The organism is Streptomyces sp. NPDC085524 (genome assembly GCF_044541755.1).
Lineage (GTDB): Bacteria > Actinomycetota > Actinomycetes > Streptomycetales > Streptomycetaceae > Streptomyces.
In genome coordinates this window covers 41,555-61,479 of the sequence record NZ_JBITTH010000042.1, presented here as the reverse complement: position 1 = coordinate 61,479, position 19,925 = coordinate 41,555, and the positions used below count along the sequence as shown (strand labels likewise).

Annotated in this window: 18 protein-coding genes and 1 pseudogene; 11 read left to right on the top strand and 8 right to left on the bottom strand. The window is 72.4% G+C overall.

Annotated features, from left to right (window positions below; all coding sequences use genetic code 11):
- Positions 1–595: 595 nt before the first annotated feature.
- Both ACIGFK_RS39840 and ACIGFK_RS39835 read right to left on the bottom strand, forming a co-directional pair.
- Positions 596–1,246: a fasciclin domain-containing protein gene (locus ACIGFK_RS39840; RefSeq protein WP_386470729.1), complete on the bottom strand. Its 651-nt coding sequence runs from the start codon at positions 1,244–1,246 to the stop codon at positions 596–598.
- An 88-nt stretch (positions 1,247–1,334) separates the two neighbouring features.
- Entirely contained in the window at positions 1,335–2,924 is a 1,590-nt protein-coding gene (locus ACIGFK_RS39835) for a molybdopterin-dependent oxidoreductase (protein WP_376660339.1), read from the bottom strand.
- A gap of 150 nt (positions 2,925–3,074) precedes the next feature.
- Between ACIGFK_RS39835 and ACIGFK_RS39830 the strand changes: the two genes are divergently transcribed.
- Positions 3,075–3,287 (top strand): hypothetical protein, encoded by a 213-nt coding sequence (locus ACIGFK_RS39830; RefSeq protein ID WP_400055791.1) that lies wholly within the window; start codon positions 3,075–3,077, stop codon positions 3,285–3,287.
- A 184-nt stretch (positions 3,288–3,471) separates the two neighbouring features.
- On the opposite strand, the gene ACIGFK_RS39825 is transcribed toward ACIGFK_RS39830, so the two are convergent.
- Positions 3,472–3,711 carry a chaplin gene (locus ACIGFK_RS39825; protein WP_376660337.1) on the bottom strand — a complete coding sequence of 80 codons (240 nt, stop codon included), beginning with the start codon at positions 3,709–3,711 and terminating at the stop codon, positions 3,472–3,474.
- 448 nt (positions 3,712–4,159) lie between these two features.
- Here ACIGFK_RS39825 and sigK point away from each other — a divergent pair, with 448 nt between their 5' ends.
- The 9 genes and pseudogenes from sigK to ACIGFK_RS39780 form a co-directional block, all read left to right on the top strand.
- Positions 4,160–4,684, top strand: a complete 525-nt coding sequence (gene sigK / locus ACIGFK_RS39820; RefSeq protein WP_376660342.1) for an ECF RNA polymerase sigma factor SigK — start codon at positions 4,160–4,162, stop codon at positions 4,682–4,684.
- Positions 4,681–5,433 (top strand): anti-sigma factor, encoded by a 753-nt coding sequence (locus ACIGFK_RS39815; RefSeq protein WP_376660336.1) that lies wholly within the window; start codon positions 4,681–4,683, stop codon positions 5,431–5,433. Before sigK ends, ACIGFK_RS39815 begins: the two co-directional genes overlap by 4 nt.
- 196 nt (positions 5,434–5,629) lie before the next feature.
- Positions 5,630–6,889, top strand: a complete 1,260-nt coding sequence (locus ACIGFK_RS39810; RefSeq protein WP_400055789.1) for an NAD(P)/FAD-dependent oxidoreductase — start codon at positions 5,630–5,632, stop codon at positions 6,887–6,889.
- Positions 6,886–7,659 carry a DUF1365 domain-containing protein gene (locus ACIGFK_RS39805; RefSeq protein WP_386470713.1) on the top strand — a complete coding sequence of 258 codons (774 nt, stop codon included), beginning with the start codon at positions 6,886–6,888 and terminating at the stop codon, positions 7,657–7,659. The genes ACIGFK_RS39810 and ACIGFK_RS39805 overlap by 4 nt, the downstream gene beginning before the upstream one ends.
- Entirely contained in the window at positions 7,656–9,032 is a 1,377-nt protein-coding gene (locus tag ACIGFK_RS39800) for a class I SAM-dependent methyltransferase (protein ID WP_376660333.1), read from the top strand. Before ACIGFK_RS39805 ends, ACIGFK_RS39800 begins: the two co-directional genes overlap by 4 nt.
- Complete coding sequence (locus ACIGFK_RS39795; protein ID WP_376660332.1) at positions 9,029–10,315, top strand: class I SAM-dependent methyltransferase; 1,287 nt, start codon at positions 9,029–9,031, stop codon at positions 10,313–10,315. Before ACIGFK_RS39800 ends, ACIGFK_RS39795 begins: the two co-directional genes overlap by 4 nt.
- Positions 10,312–11,136 carry a DUF1295 domain-containing protein gene (locus ACIGFK_RS39790; RefSeq protein WP_376660331.1) on the top strand — a complete coding sequence of 275 codons (825 nt, stop codon included), beginning with the start codon at positions 10,312–10,314 and terminating at the stop codon, positions 11,134–11,136. The genes ACIGFK_RS39795 and ACIGFK_RS39790 overlap by 4 nt, the downstream gene beginning before the upstream one ends.
- Positions 11,137–11,862 (top strand): alpha/beta fold hydrolase, encoded by a 726-nt coding sequence (locus ACIGFK_RS39785; protein ID WP_376660330.1) that lies wholly within the window; start codon positions 11,137–11,139, stop codon positions 11,860–11,862.
- Between the two features lie 288 nt (positions 11,863–12,150).
- A pseudogene (locus ACIGFK_RS39780) lies at positions 12,151–12,375 on the top strand (hypothetical protein); the annotation flags it as partial.
- A gap of 15 nt (positions 12,376–12,390) precedes the next feature.
- On the opposite strand, the gene ACIGFK_RS39775 reads toward ACIGFK_RS39780, so the two are convergent.
- On the bottom strand, positions 12,391–13,398 hold the full coding sequence (locus ACIGFK_RS39775) for an MASE1 domain-containing protein (protein ID WP_376660329.1): 1,008 nt from the start codon (positions 13,396–13,398) through the stop codon (positions 12,391–12,393).
- 83 nt (positions 13,399–13,481) lie between these two features.
- A complete protein-coding gene (locus ACIGFK_RS39770; protein WP_386470707.1) occupies positions 13,482–14,831 on the bottom strand; it encodes a PP2C family protein-serine/threonine phosphatase in 1,350 nt (449 codons plus the stop codon).
- A gap of 410 nt (positions 14,832–15,241) precedes the next feature.
- Here ACIGFK_RS39770 and ACIGFK_RS39765 point away from each other — a divergent pair, with 410 nt between their 5' ends.
- Positions 15,242–17,683 (top strand): SpoIIE family protein phosphatase, encoded by a 2,442-nt coding sequence (locus ACIGFK_RS39765; RefSeq protein WP_386470705.1) that lies wholly within the window; start codon positions 15,242–15,244, stop codon positions 17,681–17,683.
- A 358-nt stretch (positions 17,684–18,041) separates the two neighbouring features.
- Here ACIGFK_RS39765 and ACIGFK_RS39760 read toward each other — a convergent pair whose 3' ends face one another.
- From ACIGFK_RS39760 to ACIGFK_RS39750, 3 genes are all read right to left on the bottom strand, one after another.
- A complete protein-coding gene (locus ACIGFK_RS39760) occupies positions 18,042–18,446 on the bottom strand; it encodes a hypothetical protein (RefSeq protein WP_376660107.1) in 405 nt (134 codons plus the stop codon).
- Positions 18,447–18,475: 29 nt separating this feature from the next.
- The gene (locus tag ACIGFK_RS39755) at positions 18,476–18,922 is read right to left on the bottom strand and encodes a roadblock/LC7 domain-containing protein (protein ID WP_376660104.1); all 447 of its coding nucleotides are present in this window, start codon (positions 18,920–18,922) and stop codon (positions 18,476–18,478) included.
- Positions 18,923–19,018: 96 nt separating this feature from the next.
- Positions 19,019–19,813, bottom strand: coding sequence for a MarR family transcriptional regulator (locus ACIGFK_RS39750; protein WP_386470702.1), 795 nt, complete (start codon positions 19,811–19,813; stop codon positions 19,019–19,021).
- Positions 19,814–19,925: the final 112 nt, after the last annotated feature.

The window sequence follows — 19,925 nt, the reverse complement described above, 5'->3', positions numbered from 1 at the left end:
CTTCGGCCAGGGCGAGGTCGCCCCCGTCACCCGCGAAGTCATCCGCGAGGCCGAACCCGACCGCTCCCGCCGCCCCCACGTGCACGCCGGCTGACGGGCGGCGTGAGCAACCCGACAAGAATCCCGCAGTCGTACTGCTTGGCGAGATTGTCGACGGCCTCCAGGACCACGGTGCGGGAAGCAGCGACGAGGGCTGCGTCGTCCCACTTCTCCGCCACGACGACGCCGGGGGCGACCTTCAGCGTGACGGTGACGTACTCGGCGTCCGTCTTCATCCCCTTCGGGCACCCGGCGGGGAGCTGGACCTCGCTCTGCCGGGGGCCCACCCATCCCTCACATCCGCGGCAGGCGAGGCCGCCCAAGGCATCGCCCCGACCGAGTACCGGGTCACCGACCCGGCCCTGCCCCTGAACCGGAAGTAGCAGCACACCTCGACGCCCGGCCCGCGCTGACCGGTCCCGACGGGGGACCACCGCGCCGGGCCGGGTCCGTCGGCCGATCCATGCAAAGCGGCCGGCCACACTGACGGCCCTGCACCCTTCGAGAGAAGGATGCAGGGCCACCGGCCGTTGGGGGAGTGCGTCCCTGGTGGGGGCTACTTGGGCATCAGGACGGTGTCGACGATGTAGACGTTGGCGTTTGCGGTCTTGACGTTGCCGCAGACCACGTTGGAGGTGTCGTTGACCTTGTATGCCTCGCCGGAGCCCTTGGTGGTGACCATGCCCTTCTCCAGGGTTTCGAAGCTGCCGTTGTCCAGCTGCTTGGGGGTGAGCTTCTGGCCGACGACGTGGTAGGTGAGGATCTTGGTGAGGGTGGCCTTGTCGGCGAGGACCTTGTCGAGGTCGGCCTTCGGGATCTTCGCGAAGGCATCGTTGGTCGGCGCGAAGACGGTGATGTCCTTGGCGTTGTTGAGGGTGTCGACGAGGCCGGCCTTCTTGACCGCGGCGACCAGGGTGGAGAGGGCCGGGTTGTTGGAGGCGGCGGTGGCGACCGGGTCCTTGGCCATGCCGTCGAAGGAACCGGCGCCTTCCTCGGGCACGCCGGCACAGGCCGGGCCGAAGGGCTGGGCGCCGGTCATCGAGTCGCCCGCGGGGGTGCTCTCGCCGGTCTTGGCCTCGTTGCCGGCCGCCGCGGTGGGGGCGGCCCCGGTGTCGCTGCCGGAGTCGGAGCACGCGGCCAGGGAGAAGGGCAGCAGGGTGGCTGCGGCGACGGCGATCGCGGTACGGCGGATCTTAAGGCTGTTCATGATCTTTTACTCCGTGAAGTTCGGATGTGCAGGGGTGTGAACTGGCTGGTTGTGCTGCCGGATCCGGCCTGCGGGCCGGTCCGGTGGTCTAGGGGACGGTGACGAAGACGCTGTGCCATCCGCTCGCCCCGTCGGGGATGGTGCGGGCGCGCCCTTCGGTCTGCACCGCTCCGGTGCCGTCGGTGGCGCGGACGGTGATCGTGTGCCCGCCGGGTGTGGGGTTCCAGCGGTAGGACCACTGGCGCCAGGTGTCGACGGTGGCCTGGAGGGCGAGGTCGGTGTCCTGCCACGGGCCGTCGTCGATGCGGACTTCGACGCGGGTGATACCGCGGTGCTGGGCCCAGGCCACGCCCGCGACGGTGACGGTGCCGGCGGCGGGGCGGGCGAAGGGCTTGGGGGTGTCGATGCGGGCCTGCGTCTTGATCGGCGCTCTCCGGGCCCACTTCCGCTTCACCCAGTAGGGGTCGTAGGCGTCGAAGGTGGTGAGCTCGATGTCGGTGATCCACTTGCAGGCCGACACGTAGCCGTACAGGCCGGGGACGAGCATCCGGACGGGGAAGCCGTGGTCGAACGGCAGCGGTTCGCCGTTCATGCCGACCGCGAGCATCGCGTCCCGGCCGTCCATGACGTCCTCGACCGGCGAGCCGAGCGTCATCCCGTCCACTGAGCGGGCCACCAACTGGTCCGCCTTCCCTCCCTGGGACGGTGGCCGGACTCCCGCCTCCCGAAGGAGGTCGATGAGGCGGACGCCGAGCCAGCGGGCAGTCCCGACGTAGGGGCCGCCGACCTCGTTGGAGACACAGGTCAGCGTGATGTCGCGTTCGACGAGGGGGCGGGCCAGGAGCTGGTCGAGGGTGTAGCTGCGCGGGCGGGTGACGCCTTTGCCGTGGATCCTCAGCCGCCAGGTGCCTGCGTCGACCCTGGGAACGGTCAGGGCGGTGTCGACACGGTAGAAGTCGGAGTTGGGGGTGGTGAAGGGGCTGATACCGGCAGCCTTCAGCTGGACGCCGGCCGGGACCGCAGGAGCCGGGGAGGCAGGAGCAGGCAGAACCAGGCCCTCGCGGGAGGCGACAGCGCCTTGGCCCTGGCGGCCGGTGAGGAACCGGCCCAGGGTCCCGGCCGAGGCCGCTGCGACAGCAGTCACACCGGCCGCGGTGAGGAACCCGCGCCTGCCCCATGCCCCGGTGCCCTCGCCGTCGGCGCCGGCCTGGGCCGTAACGGGTACGGCTTTGGACGCGAGGACGTACAGGGTGAGTGCCCCTGCGAGGGCTCCGGCGATCGAGGGCAGTGCGTCGCCGACGCCGGTGGAGTCCGGGCGGCCGAGGGCCGCTGCGGTGCCGACGATCCCGAACAGCAGCACGCCCGCGGCGCCGGCCCGCCGGTGCGACAGGGCCAGGATGCCCAGGCCGACGGCGATGAGGGCGAGAACCGCGAGGATGCCGAGCTGCAGGACGGTCTTGTCGTTCTCCCCGAACGTGCGGATCGCGAAGTCCTTCACCGCGGCGGGCGTCCGGTCGATCACCGCGCCCCCGACGACCGTCACGGGCCCGGCTGCCGGCCGCACCGGTCCGGCCACCAGCTCGGCCACGGCCAGAGCCGTGAACGCGGCCAGAACTCCGGCCAGCGCGCCCTGTGCGGCGCGGGAGAGGGTGCTGCGGAAGCTGCTCACACCCGGCATTCGGCCGCACCCACCCGGCGGATTGGTCCCGCACCCGAAAGAGTGAACTGTCCGGCTGTATTGCCATCACAACGCAGGCGTGGAGGAGGTGGGGCGGCCCTGGTCACCGGCGTGCGGGGGAGGGCCGGGGTCGGGCGAGGGCGGTGCCTGATGGTCGGCGCGTCCGTGCTGGGCGCCTCCGCCACGGCGAACGCGGCGCCGGCACCGTCTGCGGCGCCCTCGGCGGTCACCGGCGACCGGGACCACCACGGGACGTGGCACGACGGATGGTGGGCCAAGGGCTACTGGAAGCAGGCACGGTCGCCCGGCCGCCACGTCGGCCACTGGGTTCCCGCCGACTGGAACTGCCACGACAAGCGGTAGCCCCTTGCAGGGCGGTCGTGGGGTTCCGGCGCCACCGGAACCCCACCCGCAGCCGACCCGCCCGGTGCGGGTTGCGTGCGCAGTGCGTCCTCAGGGCCGCGTTGCGCCCCTACCGGGTCGGGTCACCGGCCGGCGCCTCCCCGTCGTGACGGCGCCGGACCGGAGCTGCGCCCCCGGTGCGGGGTCAGGCGTTGACGCAGGTGTTGCCGAAGGACGGGTTCAGCAGCCCGATGACGCTGAGGGTGTTGCCGCAGACGTTGACCGGGATGTGGACGGGCACCTGGATGAGGTTGCCCGAGCCCACACCCGGTGAGTACGCGGCAACGCCCTGCGCACCTGCGTCGGCGGACGCCACCGACGCGCCGGCCAGCACGACCGCACCGGCCGCCAGGGCCACGGCCAGACCTCGTCGCACACGAATCATGTCTTCGTACCTCCCGTGAGGGTGTACGGCCGTGCGGAGGTTCCGCGCGGCCGGTGAGGGAGCCTCCTGAATGCCTTCGAGGTCCCTCACACCCGCTCTTCGCCGCGGGTTCCCCAGCGGCTTGCCCGAAGGAGCCTGCTTCCCTCCAACGGGTTAGCCACGAATGGTGCGGCTGACGAAGAGGCCTCCCATCCGCAGACCCGCCCGCTACGAAGAACAGGCGACACACGTACAGGTTTCCAAGGCCGGACCGTCCCCCGGGGGCGGTCCGGCGCCGCACCAGCGACGACACAAGGACCGGCATGCAATGGACGCCCCGCCCCCCGACGGCCGCCCCAGGCCGCCTCTTCGCCTCCACTCCACAGCCGGAGCCCCCCAGGTGAACCAGTCGATCCCCTTCAATGCCGGCCGCCCCTCAGACCCCGGCCGCCACGACCTCGCCGACGTCATGCAGAAGGTCGCCCACGGCGACAAAGAGGCCTTCTCCGCCCTCTACGACGCCCTCGCACCCATGGTCTTCGGAATCGTGGTCAAGGTCGTACGCGACCGGGCCCAGTCCGAGGAGGTCGCCCAAGAGGTCATGATCGACCTGTGGCGGCAGGCCGCCCGCTACCGCCCCGACGCCGGATCCGTCAGCACGTGGGCGGCGACGATCGCCCACCGGCGGGCCGTGGACCGGGTCCGCTCCGCCCAGGCCGCCATCGACCGTGAGCACGCCCAGGCCGCCCGCGAGCACACCACCGCCTTCGACGAGGTCGCCGAACAGGTCGAGACCCGCCTCGAGTCCGAGCAGGTACGCCGCTGCCTGCGCGGGCTGACCGAACTCCAGCGCCAGGCGGTGACCCTGGCCTACTACCGGGGGCTCACCTACCGTGAGGTCGCCGAAGCCCTGCGCACTCCTCTTCCCACCATCAAGACACGCATGCGCGACGGGCTCATCCGGCTCCGCGACTGCATGGGGGTGACCACATGAACCACCACGCCAACGACGCCCACACCCTCGCTGCCGCCTACGCCCTCGGCGCCCTCGATGATGGCGAGCGCCAAGCCTTCGCCGACCACCTTCAAGCCTGCGAGGCCTGCCGGCAGGAAGCCGCCGAGTTCGAGGCGACCGCCGCCCGCCTGGCCGCAGCCGTTTCCCAGCCACCGCCGCCCGCGGCCAAGGCGCAGGTCATGGCCGCCATCGACGAGGTGCGTCAACTGCCGCCGCGCGTTCCCGGCCCAGCCCCCGCCGCGCCTGCGCCCGGCGGCATCCTGCGTCGGCGGGCCGTGCCCTTGGCGCTGGCCGCCAGTGTGGCCGCCGCCGCGCTCGGCGGCGTCGCCGTGTGGCAGGCGCAGAACGGCCAGGACCTCAAGCAGCAGGCCCGCCAGGCCCAGCGGCAGCTCGACACGGTCAGCGCCGTCCTGGCCGCCCCGGACGCGCGCACCGTCCACGGACGGGCCGCCAACGGCGCGTTGACCACCGTCGTCGCCTCCGACCGGCAGAACAAGGCCGTCTTCACCGCCGCCGACCTTCCCGCCCCCGGAGCGGGCAAGACCTACCAGCTGTGGCTCGCCCACGGCGGCACCATGCGCCCCGCCGGCTTCATCGACCACGACGGCACGGTCGTCCTCACCGGCAACCCCGCCGACGCCGGCGCCGTGGGCCTCACCCTCGAACCCGCGGGAGGCTCCCCCCAGCCCACCACCGACCCCCTGCTCCTGATGACCCTTCCCGCCTGATCGGGGCACCCACCGCAACCACCGGCGGGGCTGCCCGCACCGACAGCTCGACGCGCTCACCCCCTGGACACGTCCCGACTCCCGAGGCGTGGCGCCACGCCGCTTCAGATCTCCTCCAATCCGGCCGCCGGTCCGCTGCGAAGTACAGGTGAAACGCAGCAGCCTGGCGGCGTGTCGAGTGGCGGGAGCGGTTGTGGTGCAAGACCGGACAGTGGCGGTCATCGGCGCGGGGGTGGCGGGCCTGACCGCTGCCTACATCCTGTCGTCCTCGTACGAGGTCACCCTGTACGAGGCGGACGGCCGGCTCGGCGGGCACGCCCACACGCGTGAACTGCCCGGCCCGGGCGGACGCGGGGTGGCTGTGGACTCGGGGTTCATCGTCCACAACGAGCGCACCTACCCCAATCTGCTGCGGCTGCTCCGGGAGCTGGGGATCGGCACGCAGGACGCCGAGATGAGCATGTCGGTGCGGTGCGACGGCTGCGGTCTGGAATACGCCGGGGCCCGCGGCCCGGCGGGGCTGTTCGCCTCCAGGGCCGGACTGCGGGGCCGCCACCTGCGGCTGCTGGCCGAGGTGCCGGTCTTCCACCGGGGTGCACGCCGCCTCCTGGCCCACGGAGCCCCCGCGCGTACGACGTTCGGGGACTTCCTGCGCGAAGGAGGGTTCTCCCGCTACTTCGTCAGCCACTTCGCCCTTCCGCTGGTCGCGGCGGTGTGGTCGTGCCCGGCGCGCACGGCGCTCTCCTACCCGGCCGCCTACCTCTTCGCCTTCCTCGACCACCACGGCCTGCTGTCCGTCACAGGCTCCCCACAGTGGAAGACCGTCACCGGCGGCTCGGCCGCGTACGTCGCAGCAGCCGCCAAACACGTGCAGCGCGTCCACACCTCCAACCCCGTCGATGCGGTCCGGCGCAGCGGCCGGGGCGTACGGATCACCACCCGGGAGGGCGGCACCGACACGTACGACGCCGTGGTCATCGCCACGCACCCCGACCAGGCGCTGCGCCTGCTCGCCGACCCCACCGCCGACGAGAAGCGGCTCCTGGGCGCGTTCACGTACTCGCGCAACCCCACCGTGCTGCACACCGATACCCGGATCCTGCCGCGCTCGCCACGCGCCCGCGCCTCCTGGAACTACCGCATGACCAGCTGCGCCCCCTCCGCGGACCCCGTCCGCGTCAGCTATGACATGCGGCGCCTGCAGCACCTGCCCGAGGGCGCCGACTACGTCGTCACTCTGGGCGGGGAGGACGGCATCGCCGCAGACCGGGTGCTGGAGCGGATGGTCTACGAACACCCGGTGTACACCCCCGCCTCCGTCGCCGCGCAGAAGCAGCTGCCCCGCCTGAACGACGGGGTGACCGCCTACGCCGGGGCCTGGCACGGCTGGGGCTTCCACGAGGACGGCTGCCGCTCCGGAGCCGCGGCCGCCCGGTCCCTGGGAGCGCGCTGGTGACCAGAACCGAAGGGCCTGCCGCCCGCACCGTGCCCGCACCACCCGCCGCCGCGCTCTACGAGTGCGTGATCACGCATGCCCGCACCACACCGCTGCGCCACTCCTTCCGGCACCGCACCTACCTGTGGTGCGTGGACCTCGACCGGCTGCCCGTCCTGCCCCTCCCGGTACGCCCGCTCGCCCGGTTCGACGCCCGCGACCACTTCACCGGGGACGCCGGATCCATCCGAGCCGGACTCGACGCCTACCTCGCCACCTGCGGCATCGACCTGGCCGGCGGGCGCGTGACCATGCTGGCGCACGCCCGCGTCTTCGGGTTCGTCTTCAACCCGCTCAGCGTGTACTGGTGCCACAACCCTTCCGGCGCGCTGGTGTGCGTGGTCGCCGAGGTCCACAACACCTACGGGCAGCGCCACTGCTACCTGCTGTGCACCGACGGGGCCGGCGAGGCGGAGGTGGACAAGGACTTCTACGTCTCGCCGTTCTTCGCGGTCGAAGGCCGCTACCGGATGCGGCTGCCGCTGCCGGGGGAGCGGCTGGCGCTGACCGTTCACCTGGAGAACGAGAACGGCCGCGCCTTCACCGCAGTCGTGCGGGGCCGTCGCCGCCCCGCAACCCTGCCGGCGCTGCTCTCCGCCGCCGCCCGCAGGCCGTGGTCGACCCTCGCCGTCTGGGCCGGCATCCGCAGTCAGGGCATCCGCCTGCTCCTGCGCGGCCTGCCCGTACACCCCCGTCCCCAGCCCGACCTGCAGGAAGGCCCGCTGTCATGACCCAGCCCGCCACCACGTCCCACGGCCGCGTCCGGACGTCCGGCCGCGCCGCCGGGATTCCCCCGCAGACCCGGACGCAGAGGCGCACACAGCCGGCCCGTGGCGCCGGTCCCGGCGTGCCAGGCGTGCCCGCCGTGCCCGGCCTCCGCCGTACCGATGTCGATGCAGGCCGCTGGCCGGACGTGGCACGACTCCCGTCCGCCGGGCCCGCCCGGACCGCCGTCGCCGGACACCTGGTGGACCGGGCCCTGGAGCGGCTCGGCCTGACCGCATCCCCCACCGGCGCCCCCGCAGGTGCCCCAGGCCCGATGCTGACCGTCCACGATCCCGAAGCCTTCCACCGGCGCATCGGCCGCCACGGCCTGATCGGCTTCGGCGAGTCGTACATGGCCGGCGAATGGGACAGCGACGACCTGGCCGGCGTACTGACGGTTCTGGCCGAGCACGTCGACGACCTGGTGCCCGCCCCGCTGCGCCGGCTCCGCAGCCTGTGGGTGTCCCGCCGCCCGGCCAGTGACGGCAACACCCGCGCCGGCGCCCGCGACAACATCCAGCGCCACTACGACCTGTCCAACGACCTGTTCTCCGCGTTCCTCGACCCCACCCTGACCTACTCCTCCGCGGTCTTCGACGCCTTCCCCGCCCGGTTCGAATCCCTGGCGTCCGCTCAGCACCGCAAGATCGACCGGCTCCTGGACCTCGCCCGCGTCGGTGAGGGCACACGCCTGCTGGAGATCGGCACCGGCTGGGGCGAGCTCGCCCTGCGGGCCGCCGCACGCGGTGCCCGGGTCACCACCCTGACCCTCTCCGCCGAGCAGGCCGCCCTCGCCCGCGAACGCATCGCCGCCGCCGGACTTACCGAGCGGGTGGACGTCCAGCTGCGCGACTACCGCGACGCAGAAGGCCGCCACGACGCCGTGATCAGCGTCGAGATGATCGAAGCGGTCGGCGCCGAGTACTGGCCCGCCTACTTCACGGCCCTGCGCCGCGCGCTCGCGCCCGGCGGCAGGATCGCCCTGCAAGCCATCACCATGGGCCACCAGCAGATGCTCCACACCGCCGCCACCCACACCTTCATCAGCAAGTACGTCTTCCCCGGCGGCCTGATCCCGTCCCGCAGGGCCATCGCCGAGCACTCCGCCGCCGCCGGCCTGTGCACACGCGCCGACCACGGCTGCGGCGCGCACTACGCCGAGACCCTCCGCCTGTGGCGGGAACGGTTCACCGCCCACCGGGAAGCCGTCACCGGCCTCGGCTTCGACCCGGTCTTCCAGCGCATGTGGGAGTTCTACCTCGCCTACTCCGAAGCCGGCTTCCGCTCCCGCTACCTCGACGTACGCCAGCTCCTCCTCACCGAAGGGACCCACCGATGAAGGCCGCCGCCGACCGACTCGCACGGCTCCTCGGCCACTTCCTGCCCGGCCCGCTGCCCGTGCGCATCCGGGCCTGGGACGGCAGCCGTACGGGCCCCGCGGACGCGCCCGAGGTGCACCTCCGCTCGCCCGGCGCCCTGCGCCGCCTGCTGTGGCAGCCTGGCGAACTCGGGCTCGCCGAGGCGTACGTCACCGGGGACCTCGATGTCGAGGGCGACCTGGCCGACGCGCTGTCGCGAGCCGGCCGGGCCGTCCGCGACCGGCCCGCCGTACGCCCGGGACCGGCGGGCATGGCCGCGGCCGCCACCCTCGCGGTACGCCTGGGTGTCGCCGGCCCACCCCCCAAGCGCCCCGACGGGCGGGCACGCCTGACCGGCAGCCTGCACAGCGCCTCACGGGACCGAGCCGCGATCAGCCACCACTACGACCTCTCCAACGACTTCTACGCCCTCCTCCTCGACGAATCGATGGCCTACTCCTGCGCCTACTGGACCCGGCCCGACGACCCCGCGTACACACTGGCCGACGCCCAGCGCGACAAACTCGACCTGATCTGCCGCAAACTCGCCCTGCGCCCCGGGGACCGGCTGCTCGACGTCGGCTGTGGCTGGGGATCCCTCACCCTGCACGCGGCAAGGGAGCACAAGGCCCGCGTCACCGCGGTCACCCTCTCCCGCGCCCAGCACGACGCCGTCACCGAGCGCGCCGTACGCGAGGGGGTGGCCGATCTCGTGGACGTCCAGTTGCGGCACTGGCGGGACATCGACGGCGGCGGCTACGACGCGGCCGCCGCGATCGAGATGGGCGAACACGTCGGCGACGCCGAATACCCGGCATTCGCCACGAAGCTTCACAACGCCCTGCGCCCCGAGGGCCGGCTGCTGATCCAGCAGATGTCCCGCGGCGCACACGCACCCGGCGGAGGCGCCTTCATCGAGACATACATCGCCCCCGACATGCACATGCGCCCCGTCGGCCGCACCGTCGACCACCTGGAGACCGCAGGCCTGGAGACGCGCTCCGTCGAAGCGCTCCGCGAGCACTACACGACCACCATCGACGCCTGGCGCGCCACCCTCGAACAGCGCTGGAACGACTTCGAGGCCCTCGTCGGAACGACAACTGCGCGGGTCTGGCGCCTGTACCTCGCCGGCGCCTCACTCGCCTTCGCCGAACGCCGCATGGGCGTCGACCAGATCCTCTCCGTGCGGCCCAGCCGTGAGGGGGCCTCGGCCATGGCGTCCACCCCCGCAGACTGGTACGGCCCGGCGAGCACGCCGTGAACGGAACCGACTGGGGCGCCCTCGCCGTGAACCTCGCCGTCACCGCGGCCACGGCGGGGGCGGTACTGATCGCCACCTTCGCCGTCGCCGTACGCTGCGGCCTGCACCGGATCGTCGACATCGCGTGGGGCATCGCCTTCAGTGCCGTCGCCGCCGTCACCTGGCTGCTCTCCGCCGGACACGGCGACGACGGCCGGCGCCTGCTCGTGGCGGCGGCAACCGTCGTCTGGGGGCTGCGCCTGTCCGTACACATCGCGCGGCGCTCCCGCGGCCACGGCGAGGACCCGCGCTACACAGCCCTCCTCGACAAGGCACCCGGCAACCGGACCCGGTACGCGCTGCGCACCGTCTACCTCGGCCAGGCCGCCCTCGTCTGGCTGATCTCCCTGCCCGTCCAGGCCGCTTCGTACAGCTCCGAACCCTTGGGCGCCCTCGCCTTCTGCGGGATCGCGGTGTGGGCGCTCGGGCTCGGTTTCGAGGCCGTCGGCGACCACCAACTCGCCCGCTTCAAGGAGGATCCGGCCAACCGGGGACGGATCATGGACCGGGGCCTGTGGTCCTGGACCCGCCACCCCAACTACTTCGGGGACAGCCTCGTCTGGTGGGGCCTCTACCTGCTCGCCTGCACCGCCTGGCAGCCCGCCCTCGCCGTCCTGGTCTCCCCGGTCCTGATGACCCTGCTGCTCACCGTCGGCAGCGGCAAGCGCCTCCTGGAGAAGCACATGGCAGACCGCCCCGGCTACGCTGAGTACGCCGCCCGCACCAGCGGCTTCCTGCCGCTGCCACCCCGTCAGCGCGGCGCCGCGCAGCGGAGGTGGTGAATGAACGGGACACCGGACGATGGCGCAGGGGTGGTGGGGCGTGCCCTCGTACCCGTCCCAGGCGGCCAGCCGCCACACGGAGCGAAGGCCGCCGTCCTGCTGCTGCACGGAGGCCGTGCGGACGACCTGGAACCGCCTACGCGCCTGAACCTTCCCGCCCGGCGCATGCGGCCCTTCGCGGCCGCGCTCGTGCGGTCGACCGCCGCCGACGGCGTGCTGGTCGCCCACGTCCGCTACCGCCACCGGGGCTGGAACGGCCACCACGCCCATCCCGTCACCGACGCACACCGTGCCCTGGACGAACTGCGCGCACTCACCGGCCCCGTGCCCGTCGTACTGGTGGGCCACTCCCTCGGCGGCCGGGCCGCGCTCCGCGCCGCAGCGGACCCCCAGGTCACCGGAGTGGTAGCCCTCGCCCCCTGGTGCCCACCCGACGAACCCACGGCGCACCTGCACGGCCGTAGGGTCGTCGCGCTCCACGACGAAACCGACCGGGTCACCCGGGCGGGGGACACCTGGGCCTTCCTCACCCGCGCCCAGCGCGCGGGCGCCTCGGTCTCCGGCCTCGCCATGCCCAAGGGCGGCCACACCATGATCCGCGATGCCTTTCGGTGGCACCGCTTCACCACGGAGGCCGCCGCGGCACTGCTCGGGCTGCAACCCGGCTCTGCCGCGCCGGCCCAAGGCGTTCACCGGGACGTCCGCCCGCGCCCGCCCGCAGGCTGAGCCACCGACCGGAGGACGGGCGGCTCGCCGAAGCGGCGTGGTCCTCATGCGTGATGCGGTCGACGGCTGCGCGGAATTCCTCGACGAGCCTGCGGGCGGACGCCGGGTCGACTTCGCTGCCGCCGCGGCGCGCGGCGGTGATGCGCCGTCACGCAATCGGCGCGGAGTTCCCTGACGGTGGCCAGGGCGACCGCTTCCGGCGAGAGCCTGTACCGCCTGGTGGTCCAGGCGAAGGCGGCCGCCGGCGGGACGGCGCTCACCGTGGCAGCTCCGCTCGTGCTCATGGCCGTGGCAGGGGTCCTGGTGCGCCTGTCGGCACTGGAACTGGCACGCCCGAACGGTTTGCTGCCCGTCCTCACGACCGGTGAAGTCGATCGCCTCCTGAGCGCGGCACACCGGATTCACCGGTTGGGCGACGGCGTCATGGTCGACAGCCGCACCACGGACGTGACGATCGACATGGCCCGCACCAAGGACGGCTCCCTGGTCGTCTTCCCCGCACTGCCCGCTTAGGCACGGGCACGCCGACTACTCGGTTCGTCCGGCCTCCTTCTCCGGCTCGCCCCCACGGCCCGGGAGCCTCGGGCGGCGGTCGCCGGCGGTGGCCTTGGCCACCATGTCGGCCAGCAGCCCGCAGGCTCGGGCGATCTCGTCCTGGGTCTGGTTGCGCTGGCTGACGGCAGCCGCGACCAGCAGCGCGGTCAGGGAGGACGAACCGTTGAACGCCTGGAGGGTGATCATGTTGGTGAGCAGGTCATGACCGGCGAACGGGCCTGAGCCGCGGGCAGCGGCGACGATGGCGAAGGTCGACACGGACAGGGCGCAGAGCGCCGCCCCGGCCAGCTGGAAGCGGAAGGCCGCCCAGATCAGCAGCGGGAAGCCGAGGAAGAGGAGAGGCGCGTTGCTGATCTCGAGGAAGCCCACGAAGACGGTGGCGGCCGCGAGGAGCAGCCCCTCCGCCCAACGGGACGGCGGCGCGCCCTTCGGCCAGCGTGCGAAGCGGAGCACGAGCAGGACGGGCGTCACCACCAGTACGCCCATCGCGTCGCCGGTCCACCAGACCGACCACGTCGGCCAGAATTCCCCGGCGCTCAGCTCACCGGAGACGGCCAGGGTCCCGCTGCCCACCGTCGCGCTGACCAGCATCCCGGTGAGCGCACCGAGGAAGATCAGCCCCAGCGCGTCCTGCAAGCGGTCCAGTTCCGGGCGGAACCGCGTACGCCGGAGCAGCGCGTACGAGCAGACGGGCGCGAGGGTGTTCCCCGCCGTGATCGCGAGGACGGCCAGGAGCGACGGGCCGAGCGGGACGTTGACCAGGAACGCGCCCAGCGCGATCCCGGGCCAGACCCGCAGACCGAGCAGGAGCAGGCTCGCCACGGCGATGCCGGTCGGCGGCCACAGCGGGGTGACCTGGCCTCCCACGAGCTGCTGGACCAGGCCCAGCGTGGCCGAGCCGTAGTACAGCGCGGCAACGACGCAGATCTGCAGGACGGCCGGGCCGGCCTGCCGGAGACGTCCGGGCCGCGCGACACCCATCAGGCGATACCTCCACATCGATATCGCCCCGAACTCCATCATCCCTCGGATCCCTCGGATCCTCCATGCCGCCGTCGGCCGGGCTACGCGCCACGGGCATCCGGGCGCGGGGTGCGCAGGGCGAGGATGGCGAGGTCGTCGTGACCGTCGCTGGGGTGGTGATCGGCCAGGGCCTGGACGAACTCCTGCAGGGGCAGGCCGGCATGGACGGTGGCGAGCTCGGCGAGCCGGTCGAGACTCTCGTCGATGGAGTACCCAGGGTGTTCGACCAGCCCGTCCGTGAAGAACACCACGGTGGACTCCGGCGGCAGGAAGCGGGAATGGTCGGGGCGCGGCTCGTCGGGGTCGACGCCGAGCGGCAGCCCGGGCTCGGCGAAGAGGTACTCCGCCGGGCGCCCGGGGGCGATCAGCAGCGGTGGTACGTGGCCCGCGGTGCTCCAGCGCAGTCGCCAGCCCGGTTCCTCGGGTTCGATGCGTGCCAGGGTCGTGGTGGTGACGGGGTTGCTCGTGATGGCGTGCAGGGTGCGGTCGAGCTGGGCGAGGACGGTGCTGGGCGGACGGGTCTGCTCGAACAGCAGAGCCCGCAGCATGTTGCGGGTGGAGGCCATGGAGGCCGCGGCCTTCAGATCGTGACCGACCACATCGCCGATGACCACCGCCACGGTGTCGTCGGCCAGCGGGATGGCGTCGTACCAGTCCCCGCCGAGCTGGCTGGGCTCGGCCGCGGGCCGGTAGATGGCGGCGGCGGTGAAAGGCCGCAGGTCCGGCAGGGTGGGCAGCAGCAGCCGCTGGAATTGCTCGGCCCCGAGGCGCACCCGTTCGAACAGGCGGACCTTCTCGATCGCGATTCCGGCGGCACTGGCCAGGGCGAGGACGACGTTCTCGTCGTGGACGTCGAACGGCTGCCCGTCACGCCGCTCGGAGAGGTAGAGGTCACCGTAGATCTCGCCGCGGACGCTGATGGCGACGCCGAGCAGGGTGTGCATGTGCGGGTGGCCGGACGGGAACCCGACGGACGACGGATGGTCCGAGATGCTGTCGACCCGCAGGGGTTCGGGGTGGTGGATCAGGTGCCCGAGGACACCCCGGCCGCGGGGCAGACCGGTCGCGGCCAGATCGGCGCGTTCCTGCTCGGACAGGCCGGCGGTGATGAACTGCTCCAAGTGCTCGCCGGACTCGCCGAGTACGCCCATGGCCCCGTAGCGGGCGCCGACCAGGTCCATGGCGGTGGTCACGATGCGCAGGAGGACGTCGTGCAGCTCCACCTCCTGGCTGATGGACACCACCGCATCGAGGAGGCCCTGCAGCCGGTCCATGGCGGCCAGCAGGGAGAGGAGTTGCTCGTCGATCCTGGCCAACTCGGTACGCAGGCGCAGGTGCAGGTCGGGAACGTGCGGCTGCCCCGGGTGGTTCCCCTCCTCGCTTCCCGCCATTACGGGCGCCCGGCGCCAGGACTGCGCCGCGTCCGCACCGATGCCTTCGGTTCTGCCCGCAGGGCAGGACGGATCCGCTCACCCAACCCCTCACCCGAGCGGTGCATTCGGTCTCCTGACACGACCCTGATCAATCGGGACCACAGCGTGGCACGGCCGAACAGGGAGAACGGTCATTACTCCGAAGGCGGCATGCCCATCCGGGCCGCCCCCCCGGCACCCGCCACGGCGCGCAAGTCCGGCGGCCGCCGGACGACCCTCTGCCGACCTGCAGCCGCGCGGCGATACTGAAGAGGAGCCGACTGCTCGAGCCCTGAACTCCGGTCACTGCGAGTAGTCGCCGCGGCATTGCCCGCCGTGCGGTCCGCTGGGAAGGCAGAGCAGGTCGAGCAGGTCGAAGGGTGGCAGTCATGGACGCACCGGCGCCGGGATCGGGTGAGCTGCCCGAGGACCCGTTCGCGCTGCACAACTCTGCCTCGGCGGTCCTGGACGACCACGGCAGGGTCGTCGGCTGGAGCGGGCGCGCACAGGAGCACCTCGGCTACCCGCCCGACGAGGTGCTGGGCCGCACGGCCCTGGAGCTCCTGGTCGACCCCCGTGACCACGAGGCGGTCCGGGACGCGGCGGCCGCGTGCGAGCGCGACGGGGGCTGGTCCGGCGTTCTGCACGTCCGGCACCGCAGCGGGCGACGGGTGGAGCTGGGATTCCGGGCGCGCGCCGTCATCCGCGCAGGACCGTCCCGTGAGTGGTTCCTCGTCATCGCCCCGGCAGAGGAGGTGCTCCAGTGGGAGACCGACCGATCGGTCCTGGACGGTCTGTTCCGGCGCTCCCCGATCGGTCTGTCCGTCCACGCCCCCGACCTGAGCATCCTGCGCATCAACCGGGCGCTGGCCCGGTTCACACAGCTCTCCACGGCGGAGATCCGCAGCCGGCGCATCGGCGACTTCCTCATCGGTCCGGACCTGCAGACGATCGAATCCCGTCTGCGGCGGGTGCTGGAGACGGGCGTCCCCCTGATCTTCACCGAACAGCCCTGTCGCCTGCGGAGCGACCCCGGCCGCGAGCGGGTCGTCTCGGTGTCGGCGTTCCGGATGGAGGCCCTCTCCGGCGAGATCCTCGGAGTCACCCAACTGGTGGAGGACGTCACCGACCGCTACCGGGCCCGGCGGCGGCTCGCCCTGCTCAACCGGGCGAGCGCCCTCATCGGGACCACACTGGACCTCGGCCGGACCACCCGGGAGCTGGCCGACGTCGCCGTCCCCGACCTCGCGGACGCCGTCTCGGTGGATCTGCTGGAGTCGGTCGCCCGGGACGACGAGACCGCCGAGGAGGGGAGCGGAGCCGTCCGCAGAATGGCCGTCCACTCGGTCATGGCGGAGGCGCTGCAGGTGATGTACTCCGCCGGAGAGGTCTTCCACTTCGACCCCCGTACCCCGCAGGCCAAGTGCCTCGCCGAGCAGCAGCCCATCCTCGAACCGGTGCTCCGGAGCAGCCCCGGCTGGTACTTCCAGGATCCGGAGCGCACCCGGCGCGCCTTCGGGCTGCGCGCCCACTCGCTGATCGTCGTACCGCTGACGGCCCGCGGCCTGCTCCTCGGCCTGCTCAGCCTGTGGCGGGCCGAGCGGCCCGAGCCGTTCGAGGAGGACGACCTCACGCTCGCAGAGGAATTCGCCGCGCGGGCCGCCCTGTGCATCGACAACGCACGCCGCTACGCCCAGCAGCACCAGGCCGCGCTGACCCTGCAGCGCAGCCTGCTTCCGCAGGAGCTGCCCGAATACAGCGCCGTCGAGGTCGCGCACCTCTATCTGCCTGCGGATCCCGCCACCGGCGTCGGCGGCGACTGGTTCGACGTCATCCCGCTCTCCGGAGCACGTGTCGCCCTCGTCGTCGGCGACGTCGTCGGTCACGGTCTGCACGCCGCGGCCACCATGGGCCGCCTGCGCACGGCCGTGCACACCCTGGCCGGCCTCGACTACGCCCCGGACGAGGTCCTCTCCCACCTGGACGACCTGGTCAACCGCCTGGCAGCCGAGCAGGAGCCGGCCGGCGGACGCCCGCCGGGCCGGCAGATCGTCGGCGCGACGTGCCTCTACGCGGTCTACGATCCCACCTCCCGGCGCTGCACCCTGGCCCGGGCAGGTCACCTGCCGCCCGCCGTGGTGACCTCCGACGGGGCGGTGAGCATGCCCGACCTTCCCGAGGGGCCGCCGCTGGGGCTGGGCGGACTTCCGTTCGAGTCCGCCGAGCTGGAACTCGCCGAGGGAAGCCTGCTGGCGCTGTACACGAACGGCCTGGTGGAGGCTCGCGGCCTCGAACTCGACGAGGGACTCGAACGGCTGCGAGAGGCCCTGTCCCGGCCCGGCCGCTCCCTGAAGGAGACGTGTACGGACGTGCAGACCGCCCTGCTGCCGGATCACCCGCCGGACGACGTCGCGCTGCTCCTCGCCCGCACCCGCGTGCTGGCGCCGGAGCAGGTCGCCTCCTGGGAACTGCCCGCGGAGCCGACCGCCGCCGCACGGGCACGGCAGCTGACGGAGGCCACGCTGACGCGGTGGGGGCTGGGGGAGCTGGCCTTCACCGCCGAACTGGTCGTCAGTGAACTGGCCACGAACGCCTACCGGTACGGCGGCGGCGCGCTGCTGACCCTGCGCCTCATCCGCGACCGCAGCCTGATCTGCGAGGTCTCCGACAGCAGCAGCACGGCTCCGCACCTGCGACGGGCCCGCACCACCGATGAGGGCGGCCGCGGCCTCTTCCTGGTGGCCCAGCTCACCGAACGGTGGGGCACCCGCTACACCCGGGACGGCAAGACCGTCTGGACGGAGTTCCCCCTCGCCGCAGGCGAGTCGTAGCCGCGGGGATCGGCGCGGTTGGCGTAGCGGAGGGCTTGCTGCCAGGGGTTTCCTCGACCACCGGACTCCCCTCCTTCCTCCTGTCGGTGCTGTGCGCCCGGGCGCCCGGCCGACGGGCGCGTCAGTGGTGCCGCGGCCGGAACTCGGCCGTCCGCCCGCTCGGGGCGTGGCCGGTCAGGACGACGTCGGGGACCTCCGTCGGGACGGGCGGTAGTGGGGCTCGAGGTTCACCATGGTGTGCGCCGCCACCGGGCACCGAGTAGGGCGTGGTCCCCGGACTTCTCGTCGACCGGACGGTCGACGAGAAGTCCGGGAGGCCCTGTACGGACGTGCCGTCACGGGCGGGGCGGCACGCCGGTCACAGCTGCCCCTGGTCCTTCAGGACCCGGCGGGCCTGGGCGAAGAGCATGCCCACGTTCACCGTCTTGCGGCAGACCACGACGGCCACGACCTCGTCGTCGCTCTCCACCCTGAGGAAGAGGTGCGTGAGGTTGTCGCTGTTGACGAGGATCTCCTGGAAGTAGTGGCGGTCGCTGACGACCCCGCGGCGCTCCTTGAAGATGCCTTCGATCATCAGCACGTTGCGGCCCTGGAACAGGTCGAGGGTGGCCGCCGCCAGCATGTCGAGCACCTCCGGCGGATGCGAGTCGACCGTCTCCACCGACAGCAGCATGCCCGTGGACATGTCGATGACTCCCGCGGCCACACAGTCCGGTACGTCGGCGCGCAGGGCCTTGACGATGCTCGAGACCCGCCCCGCCATGGTCTGCGGTCCTCGCGGTTCCGACCCGCTCATCGTGCTCCTTCTTCGGTGCCGTCGGTCTGTCCCGCTGCTCCGCGTCGCGGAGCGTCCGCGTCCGCGGCGGGTTCGGTGAGCAAGGTGGTGATGCGCTGCGCGGAGGCCTGCGTCTCGGTGTGCAGGCGGGTGATGTCCATGCCCGCGTCGCCGAGCACCCCGATCAGCGCCATCTCGCCGAGGGCGTGGGTGACGAGGTAGCCGTCGGTGAACCGCGACACCGTGTGGTGGAGCATGCCCCTGCTGGTCATGGAGCCTGCCCGGCGGGCGATGTTGAGGGTCGCCGCGGTGAGGGCGGCCAGGCTCTCGGGTTCCGCGGTGTCGTCGGTCTCCGCGGTGATCAGCAGGCCGTCGACGGAGGCCACCACGACGTCGGTGACGCCGACGACCTGGTCCCTCAGTGTCCTCACCTCTGCTGCCAGCTGGGCTTTCCTGGTTGTCACTGCTCTCCTGTCGTGTTCGTTCATGTGCGTGTGCCGCCGACGGCGCGCGAAGGTGTCCGCCGCCGGTACGTCCTGCGCGCCGCCCCGTCGGAGGCCCTAGTGACCGGCCGCCGGCCTGAGCGGCAGGATGTCGTTGACGCCGCTCGCCCCCGGCAGCCGGCGCGGCAGGCCGCCCGCAGTGGTGGCGGGTCCGAAGAGGTGGTCCTTGGCCCGGGCGGGTACCACCGCTTCGACCAGCCCCTCCACCAGCAGCCGGGACACCTCCACCGTGACGGCGTACAGGCTCCGGCCGAGGAGGAACGCGATGTCCCGGGCGCTGCGCCGGCCGTTGAGCCGGAGCAGGATCTCCCGACGCTCACCGGCGGCTGCGGCGTCCAGGGCCGCGGTGCCGGCCTCGGTCCGGCCGAGCCGGGTGCGGAAGGGCGAGAAGGGGTGCCGGCGCGAGACGAGGGCCCGGATCCGCCGTTCCGCCTCACGTACCAGCCAGTCGGGTTCGATGGCCTCGGGCGCGGCCAGTCGACAGCCGTATGCATCCCGCTCCAGGTTGAAACCGTCGATCCTGCCCATTCCGACTGCGAGGGCTCCATCCAGCGCGGCCGCCACGCATATCAGCTGTAATTCCGCGGCGCCGACCAGTTTCCGGGCGACGAGCTCGGCTCCGATGGGACGTCCTGCGGTACTGGACTCCGAGGCGGAGGCCCAGTCCGCCTCACGGATACGGCCGGATCGCAGGAGCAGGGTCTCCGCCCCGGGCGCACCCGGAGAGACCACCTCGACGATTGCACCGCCGCTGAGGTGGAAGGATCCGCCGGGATCCCCGGCCACCAGCAGTGTTCCGGAGATCCGGTCCAGCGGTGCCTCGGTCAAAGCCCTGGCGAGTTCCAGCCCCATCACCTGCGACGGTTTCCTGAAGGCCGGTACATCAATTTCTGACATTCCCCTGCAATCGGCCGCGCTTTCCATGGATTCCCGTAACTGAAAATCCTGATTCGTCAGCCCGGGA